The sequence below is a fragment of the Frigoribacterium sp. CFBP 13707 genome (assembly GCF_014842245.1).
GTDB lineage: Bacteria > Actinomycetota > Actinomycetes > Actinomycetales > Microbacteriaceae > Frigoribacterium > Frigoribacterium endophyticum.
In genome coordinates this window covers 413629-430002 of the sequence record NZ_JACYVL010000001.1, presented here as the reverse complement: position 1 = coordinate 430002, position 16374 = coordinate 413629, and the positions used below count along the sequence as shown (strand labels likewise).

The 16374-nt window shown below is 75.1% G+C and carries 16 protein-coding genes; 3 read left to right on the top strand and 13 right to left on the bottom strand.

Features of this window, described 5'->3' with window-relative positions; genetic code table 11:
• Positions 1-163: 163 nt before the first annotated feature.
• The 10 genes from IFT45_RS01940 to IFT45_RS01895 form a co-directional block, all read right to left on the bottom strand.
• Positions 164-775, bottom strand: coding sequence for a TetR/AcrR family transcriptional regulator (locus tag IFT45_RS01940; protein WP_082514564.1), 612 nt, complete (start codon positions 773-775; stop codon positions 164-166).
• A gap of 305 nt (positions 776-1080) precedes the next feature.
• Positions 1081-2496 (bottom strand): allantoinase AllB, encoded by a 1416-nt coding sequence (gene allB / locus IFT45_RS01935; RefSeq protein ID WP_371810843.1) that lies wholly within the window; start codon positions 2494-2496, stop codon positions 1081-1083.
• On the bottom strand, positions 2489-3265 hold the full coding sequence (locus IFT45_RS01930; protein ID WP_371810842.1) for a YoaK family protein: 777 nt from the start codon (positions 3263-3265) through the stop codon (positions 2489-2491). The genes allB and IFT45_RS01930 overlap by 8 nt, the downstream gene beginning before the upstream one ends.
• An 87-nt stretch (positions 3266-3352) precedes the next feature.
• Positions 3353-3949, bottom strand: a complete 597-nt coding sequence (locus IFT45_RS01925) for a pyridoxamine 5'-phosphate oxidase family protein (protein ID WP_192126406.1) — start codon at positions 3947-3949, stop codon at positions 3353-3355.
• A complete protein-coding gene (locus IFT45_RS01920; protein ID WP_056056851.1) occupies positions 3946-4773 on the bottom strand; it encodes a creatininase family protein in 828 nt (275 codons plus the stop codon). Before IFT45_RS01920 ends, IFT45_RS01925 begins: the two co-directional genes overlap by 4 nt.
• Positions 4770-6200 (bottom strand): FAD-binding oxidoreductase, encoded by a 1431-nt coding sequence (locus IFT45_RS01915; protein WP_371810841.1) that lies wholly within the window; start codon positions 6198-6200, stop codon positions 4770-4772. The genes IFT45_RS01920 and IFT45_RS01915 overlap by 4 nt, the downstream gene beginning before the upstream one ends.
• A 3-nt stretch (positions 6201-6203) precedes the next feature.
• Complete coding sequence (locus tag IFT45_RS01910) at positions 6204-7385, bottom strand: ABC transporter substrate-binding protein (protein WP_185233542.1); 1182 nt, start codon at positions 7383-7385, stop codon at positions 6204-6206.
• A 177-nt stretch (positions 7386-7562) separates the two neighbouring features.
• Positions 7563-8447: an ABC transporter permease gene (locus IFT45_RS01905; RefSeq protein WP_192126404.1), complete on the bottom strand. Its 885-nt coding sequence runs from the start codon at positions 8445-8447 to the stop codon at positions 7563-7565.
• Positions 8447-9229 carry an ABC transporter ATP-binding protein gene (locus IFT45_RS01900; protein WP_192126402.1) on the bottom strand — a complete coding sequence of 261 codons (783 nt, stop codon included), beginning with the start codon at positions 9227-9229 and terminating at the stop codon, positions 8447-8449. The genes IFT45_RS01905 and IFT45_RS01900 overlap by 1 nt, the downstream gene beginning before the upstream one ends.
• Before the next feature lie 5 nt (positions 9230-9234).
• Entirely contained in the window at positions 9235-10509 is a 1275-nt protein-coding gene (locus tag IFT45_RS01895; protein ID WP_192126401.1) for an amidohydrolase family protein, read from the bottom strand.
• A 235-nt stretch (positions 10510-10744) separates the two neighbouring features.
• Between IFT45_RS01895 and IFT45_RS17665 the strand changes: the two genes are divergently transcribed.
• Both IFT45_RS17665 and IFT45_RS01885 read left to right on the top strand, forming a co-directional pair.
• Positions 10745-11404 carry a helix-turn-helix domain-containing protein gene (locus IFT45_RS17665; protein ID WP_371810839.1) on the top strand — a complete coding sequence of 220 codons (660 nt, stop codon included), beginning with the start codon at positions 10745-10747 and terminating at the stop codon, positions 11402-11404.
• Positions 11401-12363 (top strand): 2Fe-2S iron-sulfur cluster-binding protein, encoded by a 963-nt coding sequence (locus IFT45_RS01885; protein WP_192126398.1) that lies wholly within the window; start codon positions 11401-11403, stop codon positions 12361-12363. The genes IFT45_RS17665 and IFT45_RS01885 overlap by 4 nt, the downstream gene beginning before the upstream one ends.
• 399 nt (positions 12364-12762) lie before the next feature.
• On the opposite strand, the gene IFT45_RS01880 is transcribed toward IFT45_RS01885, so the two are convergent.
• A complete protein-coding gene (locus tag IFT45_RS01880; protein ID WP_192126396.1) occupies positions 12763-14271 on the bottom strand; it encodes an amidohydrolase family protein in 1509 nt (502 codons plus the stop codon).
• Positions 14272-14364: 93 nt separating this feature from the next.
• Here IFT45_RS01880 and IFT45_RS01875 point away from each other — a divergent pair, with 93 nt between their 5' ends.
• Complete coding sequence (locus IFT45_RS01875; protein WP_056056842.1) at positions 14365-14610, top strand: glutaredoxin domain-containing protein; 246 nt, start codon at positions 14365-14367, stop codon at positions 14608-14610.
• Positions 14611-14680: 70 nt separating this feature from the next.
• Here the strand turns inward: IFT45_RS01875 and IFT45_RS01870 are convergent, their stop codons facing one another.
• Together IFT45_RS01870 and IFT45_RS01865 are read right to left on the bottom strand one after the other, a co-directional pair.
• Positions 14681-15661 carry an epimerase gene (locus IFT45_RS01870; protein ID WP_192126389.1) on the bottom strand — a complete coding sequence of 327 codons (981 nt, stop codon included), beginning with the start codon at positions 15659-15661 and terminating at the stop codon, positions 14681-14683.
• Entirely contained in the window at positions 15658-16344 is a 687-nt protein-coding gene (locus IFT45_RS01865; protein WP_371810838.1) for a DUF4166 domain-containing protein, read from the bottom strand. The genes IFT45_RS01870 and IFT45_RS01865 overlap by 4 nt, the downstream gene beginning before the upstream one ends.
• Positions 16345-16374: the final 30 nt, after the last annotated feature.

Sequence of the window (16374 nt, the reverse complement as noted above, 5' to 3'; positions counted from 1 at the left end):
GCCGGTGCGGCGGGTCGCCGTCCTCGTGGGCGGGTCGCCGCCGACCCGCCCACGAGGGCACCGACCCGCCGACTCGACGAACGAGCGCGCCCACGAGGACACGGACCCGCCGACTCGACGCTGAGGCGAGGCGGCTCGGTCGGGGCGTCTCAGGCGGGGCGCCTCAGGCGGTGCGGGTCAGCGCCGCGAGCACCTCGGCCATGACCTCGCCCGGGCCGACCTCGCCGGTGGCGGGGGCGTCGAACGCCGAGCCGAGCGCGACGTCGATGAGCAGCCGGGCGAGGGTGTCGGACGACAGCCCGGTCACCTGTCGCGCCTGGCCCTGCAGCACGACGTCGACGAGACCGCGCAGTGTGTCGAGCACCGCCCGGCGCCGGTCGACGAAGGCCGCCATCACGGCCTCGTCGGCGAGGGCCTGAGCGCGGAACTCGCTCATCAGGGTGAAGTCGTCGGCCGTGACCTGCGCGTAGGGCGCGAAGGCGTCGCGCACGGCGGCGGGGAGGTCGGAGAGCGGCGTGCCCGGCAGCATCATGTGCTCGAGGGCGCCGAGGGCCCCCTCGGTCTCCTGCGTCAGGAGGGTGATGACGAGGTCCGACTTCGACTCGAAGTTGGAGTACACCGCGCCCTTGCTGAAGCCCGCGGCCTTCGCGACGTCGTCGAGGGTGGTCGCGTGGACGCCGCGCTGCGAGAAGAGGGTCGAGGCCGCCTGGAGCAGCCGTTCGCGCACCTCGGCGCGGGGCGGTCGTGAGGTCCGCTCTCGTTCCGTGGTCGCCATGACCGCCACCCTAGCGGGCTCCGGCGCCCCGTCGGGCACGCCCAGGGCTGACCCCCGGAAGGGGGGTCACCGGGGTGCATACCGGAGAGTATCGGGGGCGCTACCATCGAGGTACCTGACGCACCCGAGACGCCAGGCCTGGTGCACCCGGAGCACCAGAGAGCGACGCGAGCGCGCGGCGCGGCACACCCCGACCTGCCCGAACAGGTCGCCCGTCGCGCGCTCGAGTCAGCACCCGTGCGGGCACCCGCGTCGCCACTGGCGCGCTGACAGCACCCCCAGCGCTCCCGCCGTGGCGCCCCGCCTCAGGGTCGGGTCAGCAACCGGGCCGGAGGCGCGGCGTCGGTCACGCGCACGCCCCCCACCCAGGTCGCGGCGACGAGCCCGACTAGCTCCGCGCCGTCGAAGGCCGACACCGGATTGCGGTGCGCGAGCGCCGTCACGTCGACGGTGAAGGGCTCCTCCGGCGCGAAGGCGACCAGGTCGGCCGCGGCCCCCACCGCGATGCGGCCCTTGGCCGGGGAGGCCGCGGAGCCGCGGCCGAGCCCGACGAGGTCGGCCGTGCCGCTGCTCATCCAGCCGAGCACGCGCTCGAGCGGGACGCCGCGCGCCCGCGCCCCCGACCAGACGGCCCGGAAGCTCAGCTCGAGCCCGGCGATGCCGCCCCAGGCGAGGCCGAAGTCGCCGTCGCCCGCGAACTTCAGCTCGGGCGTCGACGGCGAGTGGTCGGACGCGACGACGTCGATCGTGCCGTCGACGAGGGCGGCCCAGAGCAGCTCGCGGTTCGCCTCGTCACGGATGGGCGGGCAGCACTTGAACTGCGTGGCGCCGTCGGCGATCGAGCCGGCGTCGAAGGTGAGGTAGTGCGGGCAGGTCTCGACCGTGAGCCTCAGGCCCTCGGCCTTGGCCGCGCGGATGGTGTCGAGCGCGCCCGCCGACGAGAGGTGCAGCACGTGCGCGCGGCCGCCGGTCTCGCGCAGGGCCTCGACGACGTGCTCGATCGCGGTGGTCTCGACCACCTCGGGGCGGGAGCGCACGAAGTCGTCGTACACCGCGCCTCCGGCGGGCCCCTCGGGCAGACCGGCCGCGGCGGCGTCGAGCTCGCCCGGGTCCTCCGCGTGGACGATCAGCAGGCCGTCGAAGGCCGCGAGCTCGCGGGCCGCCGCGTGCAGCTGCTCGGTCGTGAGGTGCGGGAACTCGTCGACGCCCGAGGGTGACAGGAAGGCCTTGAAGCCGAAGACGCCGGCGTCGTGCAGGGCCCGGAGGTCGCCCGTGCCCAGGTTGCCCGGCACGGCGCCGCCCCAGAAGCCGACGTCGACGACGGACTGCGGCGCCGCGGACGCGCGCTTGAGCTGGAGGGCGGCGACAGTCGTGGTCGGCGGGACGCTGTTCAGCGGCATGTCGACGATCGTCGTGACGCCGCCGGCGGCCGCGGCCCGGGTGGCGGAGGCGAAGCCCTCCCACTCGGTGCGGCCCGGCTCGTTGACGTGCACGTGGCTGTCGACCACCCCGGGCATCAGCACCTGGTCGGCGGGCAGCGTGACGTCGGGGCCGCCCGGGCGCGCGGCGACGGCGTCGAGCGACCCGATCGCGACCACCACCCCGTCGCGGACGTGCACCGACGCGGCCCGCCAGGCGCCGTCGACGAGCACGCGCTCGGCCCGCACGACGAGGTCCCCGACGAGGTCCCCGGCGAGGTCGTCGGCGACCGCGTCAGCCACGGGGCGCCCCCTCGGCCCCGGCGGCGACCGCCTCGGCCGCCTTCACCCGCTCGCGCATCAGGTGCCCGGTCAGCGCGACGAGCAGCGTCAGGCCCCCGGCCGCGCCCATGCCGACGCCGATGTGCACCTGCAGCAGGAGGGCCCCGACGCCCGCGCCGACGAGGATCATCAGCACCGCGAGCACGCGCCGCGGGAAGTTCTTGCCGTCGCCGCCGGCGAGCTTCGACTCCGACGCGAGCCCGACGATGGTCGAGGTGACGACGACGGTGGTCACGTCGGCCACCGCGATCTTGCGGGCGGCCGCGGCCTGGAGCCCCATGGCCGCGCCGAGCAGGCCGGTGATCGTGTAGGCCCAGGGCGACCCCTCCTCGGGCAGCACCCAGAAGCACGAGAGGCCGAGCACGAAGAGCACGCCGCCGGTGACCGAGAAGGCGACCGTGCTGCGGCCCGACCAGCCCTTCCGGCTGCCGCGCAGCAGCCGCCCGCCGCCCGCGGCGCCGACGAGGAACGCCACGAGGGCGACCACCGGGCCGACGATCGGCAGCCCGTCGGCCTGGGCGATCGCCATGCCGAGGATGACCACGTTGCCGGTCATGTTCGCCGTGAAGACGCGGTCGAGGCCGAGGTAGCCGACGGCGTCGATGATGCCGGTGGTGAAGGTCAGCGCGAGCATCATCACGAGGTGCATGCGGGCCTGGTCACGGCGGAGGCGCGTGACCGGGTTCCGGCTGGCGCGCTCGGGGGCGGAGGGTGCGGCGGTGTCGGTCACGGCGGTCCTTTCGTGGGGCGGTACGAGTCTGGCAGCCCCGCGGCGGGGCCCGGGCGAGCCCGGCTCAGCACCGCGGGGCGGGCCGGCTCACCCGGCGCGGTGGGAGTGGGCCCAGCCCCCGGGGCCGAGCGCCCACTCCTCGCGCCGGCTCGCGGTGTCGGGCGCGCTCGACCAGGCGGTCACGCGGGTGGGGCGCACGACGAAGCCGGCCCAGGTCGGGGGCGGCTCGAGGCCGGTGCCCCCCGCGGTGGCGACCCGCGCCTCCCTCTCGGCCTCGGCCGCGGCCCAGCGGGCGCGCCGCTCGGCGAGCGGGAGCGCGGCGAAGTCGTGGGTGTTGAGCCAGGCGAGCTGCTGCAGGTAGGGCGAGCGGGCGGCGTACGCCGCGGCCACGGCCGGGGGGTCGGCGGGCTCGGCCCGGCCCCGCACCACGAGCTGGTGCGTGAAGCCGGGCCAGAGCACCGTGACGGCGACCAGCGGGTTCGCCCGGATCTGGGTGACCTTTCGGCTGGTCGCGTCGGTGTGGAACGACAGCCCGTCGCGGGCCACCGACGAGAGCAGCACGGTGCGGGCGTCGGGGCCCCCGTCGGCGTCGACCGTCGACAGGGTCGCCTGGGGGCGGTCGGGGTCGTCGTCGGGCGGCAGCCACGCCTCGAGCACGGCCCAGGCCTCGTCGGGCAGCCTCACGCGGCGGGCCCGCCCGGCGGCCGGTGCCGGAACCGCGCGATCTCGGCGAGCTGGGCCACCCCGTTCCGCACCGCCGTGGCGTGCAGCTCGGCGCCCCAGGCGGCGTTCGCCCCGCTGGCGTCGCCGACGACGCCGTCGGGCCCGAAGTCGTCGCTCGTCCAGCCGAAGTGCACCGGCCCGCCGTTGAAGCGCACGAACTCGGTGTCGAGCAGGTGGTCGGGGATCCACCGCCGGGCCTGGCCCATGTCGACGAGGTCGGGCCGGAGGTGCAGGATCATCGACGTCTCGCTGTGCCCGCCGTGCACGCCGAAGCCGTGCTCGTCGGGCCCGTTCACGCCGTCGCCCGCGACCATGCCGGTGCCCATCAGGAAGGTGCGGAGCCCGAAGCGCCGCCGCAGCTCGCGGAGGGCCACCTGCAGCAGCGCGATGTTGCCGCCGTGACCGTTGTAGAAGACGAGGGTCCGGGCGGGCGTGGCCGCGACCGAGCGGCCGATGTCGACGACGGTCTGCAGCAGGGTCTCGGCCGTGAGCCAGACCGTGCCCGGGGCCCAGTGGTGCTCGTCCGACTTCGTGTAGGCGAGCGGGGGCAGCAGCCAGACGTCCTGCCCGCCGGCCGCCGCCTCCTCGACGACCGCCCGGCTGATCAGGTCGGCCATCAGCCAGTCGGTGGCGAGCGGCAGGTGCGGGCCGTGGTGCTCGATCGCGCCGGTGGGCAGCACCACGATGCTGTCCTCGCCGAGCGCGGCCGACAGGGCCGGCCCGCTCAGCTCGACGAGGTCGCGCGAGCGCGAGCGGACGCGAGGCCGGGGCCGCAGGTCGCTCACGAGACCTTCGCCCCGGTGTCGACGCCGACCGCGGCCGGCACTCCGTGGCCGCCCTTCACGCCCGGGTCGGGCCCGCCGACCGTCGCGGGGTCGACGAGCTTGCCGGGGTTGAGCAGCCCCTCGGGGTCGGTCGTCGCGGCCAGGGCGCGGGTGCGCTCGGGCTCGAAGTCCACGTACCACTGGTGGGGGTTGTGGTAGCCGACGCCGAGCGCACGGAGCTTCGCGAAGCCCGCGTACACCTCGGCGGCCGAGCGGTACACCCCGGCGAGCATGCCGATGGGCCGCCCGTGCTGCGACTCGATGTGCAGCATGCCGCCCTCGTAGACCGCGTGCACCTCGTCGATGCGGTCGACCAGCGCGTCGCCGGAGACCTCGACGTGGAAGTACGTGTCGGGGTAGGCCTTCTGCAGCCACTCGATCGGGTGGTTGTACGACATCATGCTGATCTTCATGGCGGTCTGGGGGCCCTCCCGCACGTCCTCGACGCGGCCCCCCGCCTCCTCGACCATCCTGGTGGCCTCCTCGACGGTGGCGACGTCGAGGATGGCGCGCAGGCTGACGCGCCCGGCGGGGATGCCCGGGTCGTCGGGCAGCGCGTCGGCGAGCGTCGGCAGGTCGGCGCTGACGAGGCGGGGCGTCGGCTCGAGGTCCGCGAACGGCCGGATCAGCGACAGGGCCTGCTCGAAGCGGTCGAAGCTCGCGAAGAACCCGCGCCAGTCCTGCAGCGGCTCGAGCGCGACGGTCGCCCGGGCGATGACGCCGGCCGTGCCGTAGTTGTGGACGTACGGCTGCGCGTCGTCGCCCTCCACGTGCACGAGCCGGGCGTCGGGCACGGCGTGCACGACGTCGAGCGCCGTGACGAAGCCGGAGCTGTTCGAGCCGTGCTTGATCGACCCGGTGCCGCCGGAGCCGCCGGCGAGGAACCCGCCGATGGTCGACTGCGCGGTCGACGGGTACATCAGGATCTGCTGCCCGGTCTTCGCGGCGGCCTGCTCGAGGGCGACCATCGTCGCGCCGGCCTCGGCGGTGATCCAGCCGACCCCCACCTCGACGACGGCGCGCGCCCGGGTCAGGTCGAGCACGAGGCCGCCGGCCATCGGGATCGCCTGGCCGTAGTTGCCGGTGCCCTTGCCGCGGGGCGTGACCGGCACGCCGTGCCGCACCGCCGCGCCGACCACCGCCGCGACCTGCTCGGCGTCGGCCGGGTAGGCGACGAGGTCGGCGAGGCCGAGGGGCAGCTGCTCGCTGATCACCGGCGAGAGGCGCGAGCCGTCGAGGCTCGCTCTCTCACGGGCGGCGAGCTCGACCGAGACCCCGCGGTCGCCGAGCAGCTCGCGCAGCTCGGCCTCGAGGGCGGCGGTGGCGGAGGCGGTGGTGCCTGTGCCGGTGGTGCCGCCGGCACCGGTGGCGGTCAGCGTGTCGGGCACGGCTCAGAACCCCAGGCTGATCGAGTCGTCGAGGAACTCGTTCGTGTAGAGGTCGCTCGGGGCGAGGCCCTCCTTCAGCGTCGAGCCCTGCGCCTCGAAGATCTCGGTGTCGAGGTCGATGATCTTCTGCATCCGCTCCTCGTCCATGTCGCCGACGTAGCCGTTGTCGCCGTCGGTCGCGATGCCGAGCGCCTTCATCTGCTTCACGGCGTACGCGGCGACGTCGGCGTCGTAGACCCAGCCGGTGTCGTACTGCTCGACCAGGTCGACGATCTTCTCGTTCGTGGCCTCGGGCGAGGCGAAGTAGTCGACGTCGGCCTGCTGCAGCACCGGCACGAGCTTCTCCAGGCAGGGGCTGAGCTCCTCGAGGTCGCCCGTCTTGACGGCCATGGCCTCGGGGTAGATCGGGTAGCCGGTGTCGTTGATCAGCTGGTACTCGAGCGGCTTGCCCCAGGCCGAGACCTGGTTCTCGTAGACGAACGGCTCGGCCGTGGCGAAGCCCTGCTGGGCGTCCTTCCCCTGCGACACGACGAACTTCGACGGGGTGCCGTCGTAGCTGCCGTCCGTGACGCCCTCGGGGAGGATGTCGTTGCCGATCAGGTAGTCCATGTAGGCGGCGCCGGAGAAGTACCGCACGACGCCGTCGTCCTTCGCCAGCTCCTCCCCGAGCTCCTCGATCGTCGTCACGTCGGGGTAGGTCTCCGGGTCCCACATGATCATCTGCGGCGAGATGTCGTTCTCGGCGAAGACCGCCGTGGTCGGCAGGTCGGCCGAGTTCTGCACGGCGACGTCGGTGGTGACGTAGCCCATGGTGATGTCGTCGTCCTGGTACATCTGCGAGGTGACGGTGTTGAAGCCGATCGCCGGGCCGCCGGCCCGGATCTCCACCTTGACGCCGGTCGGCTGGCCGCCGGCCATGAGGTCGCTCGTCACCGTCTTCTGGTCGGCGTCGACGGTGTAGTCGTCGCTGAGCAGCTGGTACGCGTGGCCGTGCTCGGCCTCCGGGTTCCAGTCGGTCTGGATCACGACGGTCGCGGGGCAGACGCCCGAGAGGTCGACGCCCGAGCCGCTCGCGGCGGCCTGGGGCGCGGCGTCGTCGGAGGGCCCGGCGGAGCAGGCCGAGAGGGCGGCGGCCGTCACGACGACGAGTCCGAGGGCCGTGAGGGTGCGGGAGGTGCGGGGCATGGGGTTCTCCTGTCAGGGGGTGGAGCAGGGGAGCGGGCAGAGCGGTGCTGTGCTGTGGGCGGAACGGTGAGGGGAGGTGTGGGAGGGGACGTGCGGAGGGGAAGAGAGAGGGAGGCAGGGGGAGCGCCGGAGGCGCGGGTCGACCGGGCGAGCCGCCGCGGCCGTGTCGGTGGCCGGCTAGTTCGCCGTGAACCACTTGCCCGTCGCGACCCGGCCGAGCCAGCCGAACGCCACGAAGACCAAGACGCCGAGGACGCTCGCGACGACGATCGCGGCGAACATCTCGGCGCCGTTGAGGCGCTGGTTCATCACCGAGATCAGGACGCCGAGGCCGCCGTCGCCGCGCTGGAAGAACTGGTCGGCGACGATCGCGCCGATCACCGAGAGCCCGGCCGAGTTGCGGAGGCCGATGAAGATCGACGGCAGCGCGGCGGGGAACCGCAGCTTGGTCAGCAGGGTGAGGCGCGAGGCGCCCTGCAGCTGGAAGAGCTCGCGCTGGCCCTTGTCGACCGACTGCAGGCCGAACAGGGTGTTCGACACCATCGGGAAGAGGGCGAACATGACCGTGACGATGATGCGCGACGGCATCTCGTAGCCGAAGAGCGACCCGATCAGCGGCACGAGCGCCAGGATCGGGATGCACTGCAGCACGACCGCGTACGGGAAGAGAGCGCTCTCGATCCAGCGCGCCTGCACCATCAGCACCGCCCAGGCCACCCCGATCACGATGGCGATCGCCAGGCCGATCACCGCGATCAGCGTCGTGTTGCCGAGCGCCTCGAGCAGGTCGGGGCGGAAGTCGGCGTCGAGCAGCACGGCGTTGAGCACGAGGTGCGGGTACGGCACCAGGAAGGGCAGCCCGCGCACCTGGTCGTAGTACAGCGCGATCAGGTAGCCGACGCCGATCAGCGCCACGAAGACCACGATCGGCAGCACGACGTCGCGCGTCCGCGCCGCGCGGGGCGTCAGGGCCCGGCGCGGGGCGCGGGGGCCGGTCAGCCGGGGCTGCGCGGCGGGCGCCGTGCTCGGCTCGGCGGGGGAGACCCGGGTGTCGATCGCCATCAGCGGTGCCCTTCTCGGAGTGCGTGCGAGACCTCGCCGACCAGCTCGGCGAACTCGGGGGTGAAGCGCAGGTCGGGGTCGCGGGGCATCGGGAACGGCACGTCGAACTCGCCGACGATGCCGCCGGGCCGGCCCGACATGACGATGACGCGCGTGGAGAGGTAGACGGCCTCGGAGACGGAGTGCGTGATGAAGAGGCCGGCGAACGACTTCTCGACGAAGAGCCGCAGCAGCTCGTCGTTGAGGCGCTCGCGGGTGATCTCGTCGAGGGCGCCGAACGGCTCGTCGAAGAGGAACAGCTCGGGGTCGAGGGTCAGCGACCGGGCGAGCGAGGCGCGCATCTTCATGCCGCCCGAGAGCTCCTTCGGCAGCGACCTCTCGAAGCCCGACAGGCCGACGAGGTCGATGGCCTCGGCGGCGGCGCGGCGCCGGTCGGCCTTCGAGGCCCCGTTCAGCTCGGCGAGCAGCTCGACGTTGTCGCGGACGTTCCGCCACGGCAGCAGGGTCGCGTCCTGGAAGACGTAGCCGATGCGGTCGGTGTCGACCTCGGCCCGCCCCGCCGAGGCGCTCTCCAGGCCGGAGGCGATCCGCAGCAGGGTCGACTTGCCGCAGCCCGAGGGCCCGACGACCGTGACGAACTCGCCGCGGTCGACGGTGAGGTCGACGCCCTCGAGCGCGACCGTGCCGTTCGGGAACCGCATGGCGACGTCGCGGAAGTCGAGCAGCGTGCCGACGGTCGTCGGCGCCGGAGCGCTCGGGCGGGGGGTGGCGGTGGTGGTCATGCGGGTCACCTGGTCTCCGTGAGGGTGCGGTCGGTGGGGGCGGCGCTCCGGGCGCGCTCGGCGGCGGGGGCGGCGACGTGCCGCGTGACGACGCTCTCGGCGACGACGCGGCCGGCGTGCAGCACGGTGCGGTCGGCGGGCGCCGAGGCCACGGCCTCCGCCAGCGAGGAGGCGCGGATCGCCAGCAGGTCCGCCCGCGCCCCCGCCACGGCTCCGGCTACGGGCAGGCCCATGACCGACCGCGCCCCGTCGCTCACCGCGTGCCAGGCCTCGTCGATCGTCAGGTGGCCGGCGACGACGAGCAGCATCGCCGTCTCGAGGGCGTCGCTCCGGCCGAGGGGGTTGAAGGGGTCGCGCACGTTGTCGGCGCCGGCCGCCAGCCGCACCCCGGCGTCGAGCAGCTCGCGCACGGCGGTGAGGCCGCGGGGCGTGGCGACCGGCGACTCCCACCCCTGCAGGTAGAGGTTCGTGATCGGGTTCGCGATCACGCCGACGTCGGCACGGCGGACCGCCTCGACCACCTCGTCGCGCTGGGCGGCGGGCATGCTGCCGAGGCGCACGCAGTGGCCGGCCGAGACCGGCGTCGTCCAGTGCTCCACCCGGCGAGCGAGGGCGAGCAGGGTGTCGGGCCCGTGCAGGCTCTCGTCGGTGTGCAGGTCGACGCCGACGCCGCGGCGCTCCGCGATGTCGAGCAGGCGGTGCAGGTCGCGCTCGGGCTCGCGGGAGAGGTGCGGGGCGCCGCCGACGAGGTCGACGCCGAGGTCGAGGACGGCCTCGACGTCGCGGTCGGGGCTGTCCTGCGAGGCGAGGGCGACGATCTCGACGTCGACGAGGTCGCGCAGCTCGTCGCGCACCCGCACCAGCGCCTCCGCCCCGCGCGTCGCCTCGGCGCCGAGCAGCACGTCGACGTGGGTGCGCACCGCGGTGGTGCCCTGGGCCAGCATCGCGAGCAGCTGGCGGCGGGCGCGGTCGGCCACGTCGTCGACGGTCATCGTCGCGGCGTGCACGCGCCAGGAGGCGATGGCGAGCTCGAGGTCGCCCATCGGGGGCCGGATGGCGTCCCAGGAGAGGGCCTTGTCGAGGTGGGCGTGCGGCTCGGCGGGGGCGGTGAGCAGCAGGTGGCCGGCGAGGTCGAGGGTCTCGGCCTCGGGGGCCCGTGCCGCCGTGCCCGCCGGGAGGACCGCCTCCACCGTGTCGCCGGCCAGGACGACGTCGACCACCGAGCCGTCGGGCAGGGTGGCCGCGGTCAGCAGCGAGATCGGGCGGGGGAGTCGGCTCACGGGTCGTCCTCGGGTCTGTCGGCCGGTGGCCCCTCAGGGGGAGGGCCGGTCGGTGCAGGGTGCAGAATGTTGATCGCATCAACATGGTTCAATCTAAGGACGGCTCGTTTCGGGCACGTGACGCGGCCGTTTCGCCGTGTTAATTGCGGGCCGGGCCGTCCGACCGCCGTGGTAGACCTCGTCTGTCCACCCGATCCAGGAGGCTCCCGTCACGTCCCTCGACGACCTCGACACCGTGGCTCTCGCCGCCCAGTCGGCAGCGGCGCCGGCATCGGCCCCGGGGCCCGCCGCGGTGACCGCCGCGCCCGCCGCGGTGACCGCCGCGCCCGTCGATCCGCAGGCGCTCGCCGTGGGCTCGCGCATCCGGCGGCTGCGCCGGGCTCGGGGCCTCACGCTCGTGCAGCTCGCCGGCGAGGCCGAGCTGTCGCACCCCTTCCTCAGCCAGCTCGAGCGCGGGCTCGCCCGGCCGAGCCTGGTCTCGCTCGAGCGCATCGCCCGGGCGCTCGGCACGAGCCAGGTCGAGATCCTCGCCGCGGCCGACGACGACCGCCCCGGCGACCAGCCCGGCGTCGTGCACGTCGCGGCGGCCGAGGGCTCGACCGGGCGCTACGGCCAGGCCTCGGCGCGGCTGCTGACGCACGGCGACCGCGCCTTCCACCCGATGGAGATGACCGGCTACAACCGCGACCCCGGCGACTTCTTCGAGCACGCGGAGGACGAGTTCGTCCACGTGCTCGCCGGTCGCCTGCGCGTGGAGCTCGGCGACGAGGGCGTGCACGTGCTCGGCCCCGGCGACTCCCTCTACTACGTCGGGGGCACCGCCCACCGCTGGGCCGCCGTCGACGACGACGGCTACCGCCTGTTCGTCGTCAAGCAGAGACCGGAGACCCTGTGACCGCCCCCACCCGACTGCCCGACACCGCCCTCGACGTCGTCGTGACGGCCCGCACCCGCTCTGCCGACCGGGTCGAGCTCTTCGAGTTCGCCGCGCCCGACGGCCGCCCCCTGCCGCGCTGGGAGCCCGGGGCCCACGTCGACGTGGCCCTGCCCGGCGGCGAGGTGCGGCAGTACTCGCTCTGCGGCGACCCCGACGCGCCCACCTGGCGGGTCGGCGTGCTGCGCGAGACGGACGGACGAGGAGGCTCGGCCTGGCTGCACGACTCCCTGGCCGTCGGCGACGCGGTGCGGCTGGCCGGGCCCCGCAACCACTTCGAGTTCGAGCCCCGTCGCGGCACCTCGTACGTGTTCGTCGCGGGCGGCATCGGCGTCACGCCGATCTCGGCGATGGCGCGCGCGGCGGCACGTGCGGGCGTCGAGTACGTGATCCACTACGCCGGCCGCAGCCGCGCCTCCCTCGCCCTGCTCGACGAGCTGGCCGAGCTGCACGGCGACCGGCTGCACGTGCACGCCGCCGACGAGGGCGACCGGCTCGACGTCGACGCCCTGTTCGCCGGGATGGCCGCGTTCACGACGACCTACTGCTGCGGGCCCGAGCGGCTGGTCTCGGCCGTCGAGGCGGCCGGCGCCGGGCGGCAGGTCGTCGTCGAGCGCTTCGAGCCGAAGGAGGTCGGCGAGCCGGTGCGGCACGAGTCGTTCGAGGTCGAGCTCGCCGCCTCGGGCCTGACGGTCACGGTGCCGCCCGACCGCTCGGTGCTCGACGTCGTCGAGGAGGCCGGCGTGCTGGTGCTGTCGAGCTGCCGCGAGGGCACCTGCGGCACCTGCGAGACGCCCGTGCTCGAGGGCGAGGTGGACCACCGCGACTCGATCCTGACGCCCGACGAGCAGGCCGCCGGCGACCGCATGTTCCCCTGCGTCTCGCGGGCCGCGTGCCCCCGGCTGGTCCTCGACCTCTAGCGCCCGCGCGCCCCGCCCCTCCCGTCCCGGCTCGCCTCGCGCCTCCCGCCCCGCGCCTCCCGTCCCGACTCGACCCGCGCCTCCCGCGCCGCGCCTCCCGCCCCGACTCGACCCGCGCCTCCCCTCGCGCCTCCCGTCCCGACTCGACCCGCGCCTCCCCTCGCGCCCGCAAATGCCGACCAGGTATCCGGCACGCGTGGCTCAGCTCCTGCAGATGCCGACCGATCGGGCCCCAGAGAGGCTCTGGTGACGGGTATTCCATGCGCCAGAGGCGCCTCGGTCGGCAATTGCGGGTGGGGGAGTCGCGTCGGACGGGCGCAGGTCGGGTTCTGCAGTCAGGGTGGCCAGGGGCCAGGGGCCAGGGGCCAGCGGTCAGCGGTCAGGGCGGCCGGTGGCCGGCTAGCGGCCGACGCGCTCGCGGAGGGCCGCGACCAGCTCGTGCTCATCGGCCCCGAGGAGGCGCCCGTCACGCACCACAGGGCGGCCCGCCACGAGCACGTGGCGCGGACGCCGCCCCGGGCTCGCCCAGAGCAGCCCCGCGACCGGGTCGGCGACCCCGGCGTCCGCGACCCCCGAGACGTCCCAGAGGCAGAGGTCGGCCGCCGCGCCCGGCCGGAGGTGGCCGAGCTCGGGGCGGCCCAGCCCGGCGGCCGAGCCGGAGGTGGCGAGCCCGAGCGCGTCCCGGGCCGTCAGTGTCAGCGTCGGCGACGAGGCAGCACCCCCGGCGCCCTCCCCGTCCTCGGCACCCCCAGCGCCCGCAGCACCCCCGGCGCCCGCCGGCCGCGGCGCCAGCGGCGCGACCTGCATCGCGAGCCGCGCGTCCGCCAGCAGGTGCCCCGCGTCGTTGCTCCCGCCGCCGCTCGTGCCGAGCCCGACGGCCACCCCCGCCGCGCGCAGCGCCGCGACCGGCGCCACGCCCCAGCCCATCGGCAGGTCGCACCCCGGGGCGTGCGTCGCGGTGACCCCGGCCGCCGCCAGCCGCACCACCTCGCCCGCGTCGACCGCGCAGAGGTGGGCGATCGTGACGTCGTCGGCGAGCCAGCCCCACTCGTCGAGCAGGTCGAGCGGGCGACGCCCCCAGCGCTCGAGGGCGATCGCGACGTCGACCTGCTCGTTCGCCTGCGTGCGCCTCCTCAGCCCGTGGCGGGCCGCGACCTCGGCCAGCAGCTCGAAGGTCTCGCGCCCGTCGCTGTGCACGCCGGCCGGCCCGACGGCGAGCTGGAGCATCCCGTCGGCGCTCACCCCGCCCCGCGGCACCGGCCCCTCCGCCCCGAGCAGCGCCTGGACGATCGCCTCGGCCGACGCCGCGGCGCGCTGGGGGTCGTCGCGCGCCGAGCCCCTCACGAAGACGAGCCGCCCGCCGAGCCCCCGGGCCGTCTCCGCGATGCTCCGGGCGATCGCGACGGTGTCGGCCACGGCGGCGTCGGCCGTGGCCCCGCTGAGGGCGGCCCTGCCGGGGGCGCCCCCGCCGAGGCCGGGCGCGGCGGGCCAGTTGAGCTGGTGGTCCGCGACGGTCGTCACGCCCGCGAGCAGCCCCTCGGCGACCCCGACGGCCGTGGTCGCCGCGACGAGCGACGGGTCGATCACGGCCGAGCCGTACGCCGCGGCCATCGCGGGCAGCCACTCGGCCATCGGCACGTGGCGCGTGCCGGGCAGCGTGCGGAACCCGCTCTGCAGCAGGTGGTGGTGCGCGTTGACGAGCCCCGGCGTGACGACGCACCCGCCGGCGTCGAGGACGTCGTGCCCGCCGCGCAGCGCGTCCTCGCCCGGGGGCGCCACCACGACGCCGTCCCGCACCCAGAGGCTGTCGGCGGTCTCGGTCGACTCGTCGACGACGACGCGCACGGCGCCGCGGACCTCGAGGAGGCGGCCGGGCGGCAGGGAGGTCGGCAGGGGCGTCGTGGGCATGCGAGATTCCTAGCAGCGCCGTGTGTCGGGCGCGTTTCCGCCCCGTGCGAACAGGGGGAGTCGCCCCCACGCTCCGCAGATAGGCTCGCCCGCATGAGCGACCAGACCCCCGACCGCATCCTCATGTTCGGCGCCGACTGGTGCCGCGACTGCCGCCGCTCGAAGGCGCTGCTCGACCGCGAGGGCGTGGAGTACGACTACGTCGACGTCGAGGCCGTGGAGGACGGCGCCGACCGGGCGTACGCGATCAGCGGTCGCACGCAGATCCCGGTCGTGGTCTTCCCCGACGGCAGCCACCTCGTCGAGCCCACCGACCCCGAGCTCGCCGCGAAGCTCTAGGCGCAGGCGCGGGCCCAGGCGCAGCCGCAGGCAGGAGGCGGGCGCCCTGGCCCCCGCGTCGCGGGCGGAGCTACCCGCGGCCGCCGATCCGCTGCCGCCGCTCGGAGACGACGCCCTTGACCGCCTCGTCGAGGTGCGGGTGCACGAACTCGTAGCCGCCCTCGACCAGGCGCTCCGGCAGCACCCACCGGCTCTTCAGCACGAGCTCCGTCTCCGTGCGCAGCACGGCCGTGCCGAGCTCGAGCATCCACCGCGTCGCCGGCAGGCCGACGGGCATCCCCACCGCACGACGGACGATGCCCATCATCGTGCGGTTGTCGGCCGGGTTCGGCGACGAGAGGTTCACGACCCCGTCCACCTCCTCGTGCTCGCGCAGCCACTCGATGCTGCCGAGCACGTCGTCGACGTGGATCCAGCTGAACTTCTGGCGCCCGCCGCCGGCGCCCTCGCGGTGGTGCGTGCCGGCCGCGAGCCGCGCCCGCGTCGCGGGCCACGGGCCGTCGAGCTGCGGACCGCCGAGGCCGGCGCGCGCCAGCCCCATCAGCGGCACCAGTGCGCTGCCGTCGCCGAGCACGATCGCCATCCGCAGCGCGACCCGACGGGTCGCGGGCAGGTCGGGCGCGAAGAACTCGCGCTCCCAGGCCGTCGCCACGTCGACCGAGAAGCCGGTGCCGATCTGCCCGGTCGACTCGGTCATCGGGCGGTCCTCGGCGTGGCGGTAGATCGTCGCGGTCGACGAGTTGAACCAGACGGCGGGAGGCGCGGTGCACGCGAGCACCGCCTCCGCCAGCTCCCGCGTGGTCTCGACCCGTGACCGGAGGATCTCGGCGCGGTTCTCCGGCCCGTAGCGGCAGTCGACGCTCTTGCCGGCCAGGTTCACGAGCACGTCGGCGCCCTCGAGCAGGGCCGTGATGCCCGCGGTGTCGCCCCAGCTCGCGTCGGAGCCGGAGCGCCCGACGGTGCTCACGCGGGCGCCGCGCGCGCGGTACGCGGCGGCGAGGTGCTGGCCGATGAAGCCGGAGGCCCCGGCGAGGACGACGTGCTCGGTCATGGTGTTGTTCCCCCTGGGTGGCGGTCGGCCGCCGCGGCGCGGGGCTCGATCCGGTAGTCGAAGTGTCCGGAGTACTCGTAGATCCGCCCGACGACCGGGGCGTCGAGCGTCAGCGAGACGCGCTGGCGCCCGGCCGCCGGGTCGAAGGCCTCGTGCAGCGTCACGCGCGGCGAGACCGCCCGGGGCAGCGGGAGGTGCCGGCGACCGACGCGCAGGGCGAGCGCCCCCGACGTGAGCACGAGCCCGCCGTCGACAACGGCCACGGCGAGGTCGGCCGACCAGCGGCGTCGCGTGCCCAGATGGTCGACGAGGCCGCCCGGCCCCGCGGTGATCGCGTCGACCATGCTCCGGTGCGAGTCGGGGTCGTCCGAGAACGCGAACGTGCGCACCGCGCCCACCACGACGTCGCCGGCGGGGTCGACGCCGGGGGTGTTCACGACGCCGAAGGGCACGTCGTGCTGCCAGACGGGGAAGAGCACGCCCTGCCGGCCGAGCACGGCGAGCACCGGCCAGAGCCAGCGCCGGGGGGTGCCCACGCGGTCGAAGACGCCGTGGCCGACGCCGACCGAGCCGGCCGGGATCGCCGCGAAGTACGGGCGGAGTCGCGGGTGCAGCCCGTCGAGCAGGTCACCGGCCACGGACTCCCACGGCGACGGGGGCGGGGTGGTCGGGGCGACGGACACGTGCCGAGCCTAGGGGCACGGCGTGGGTAG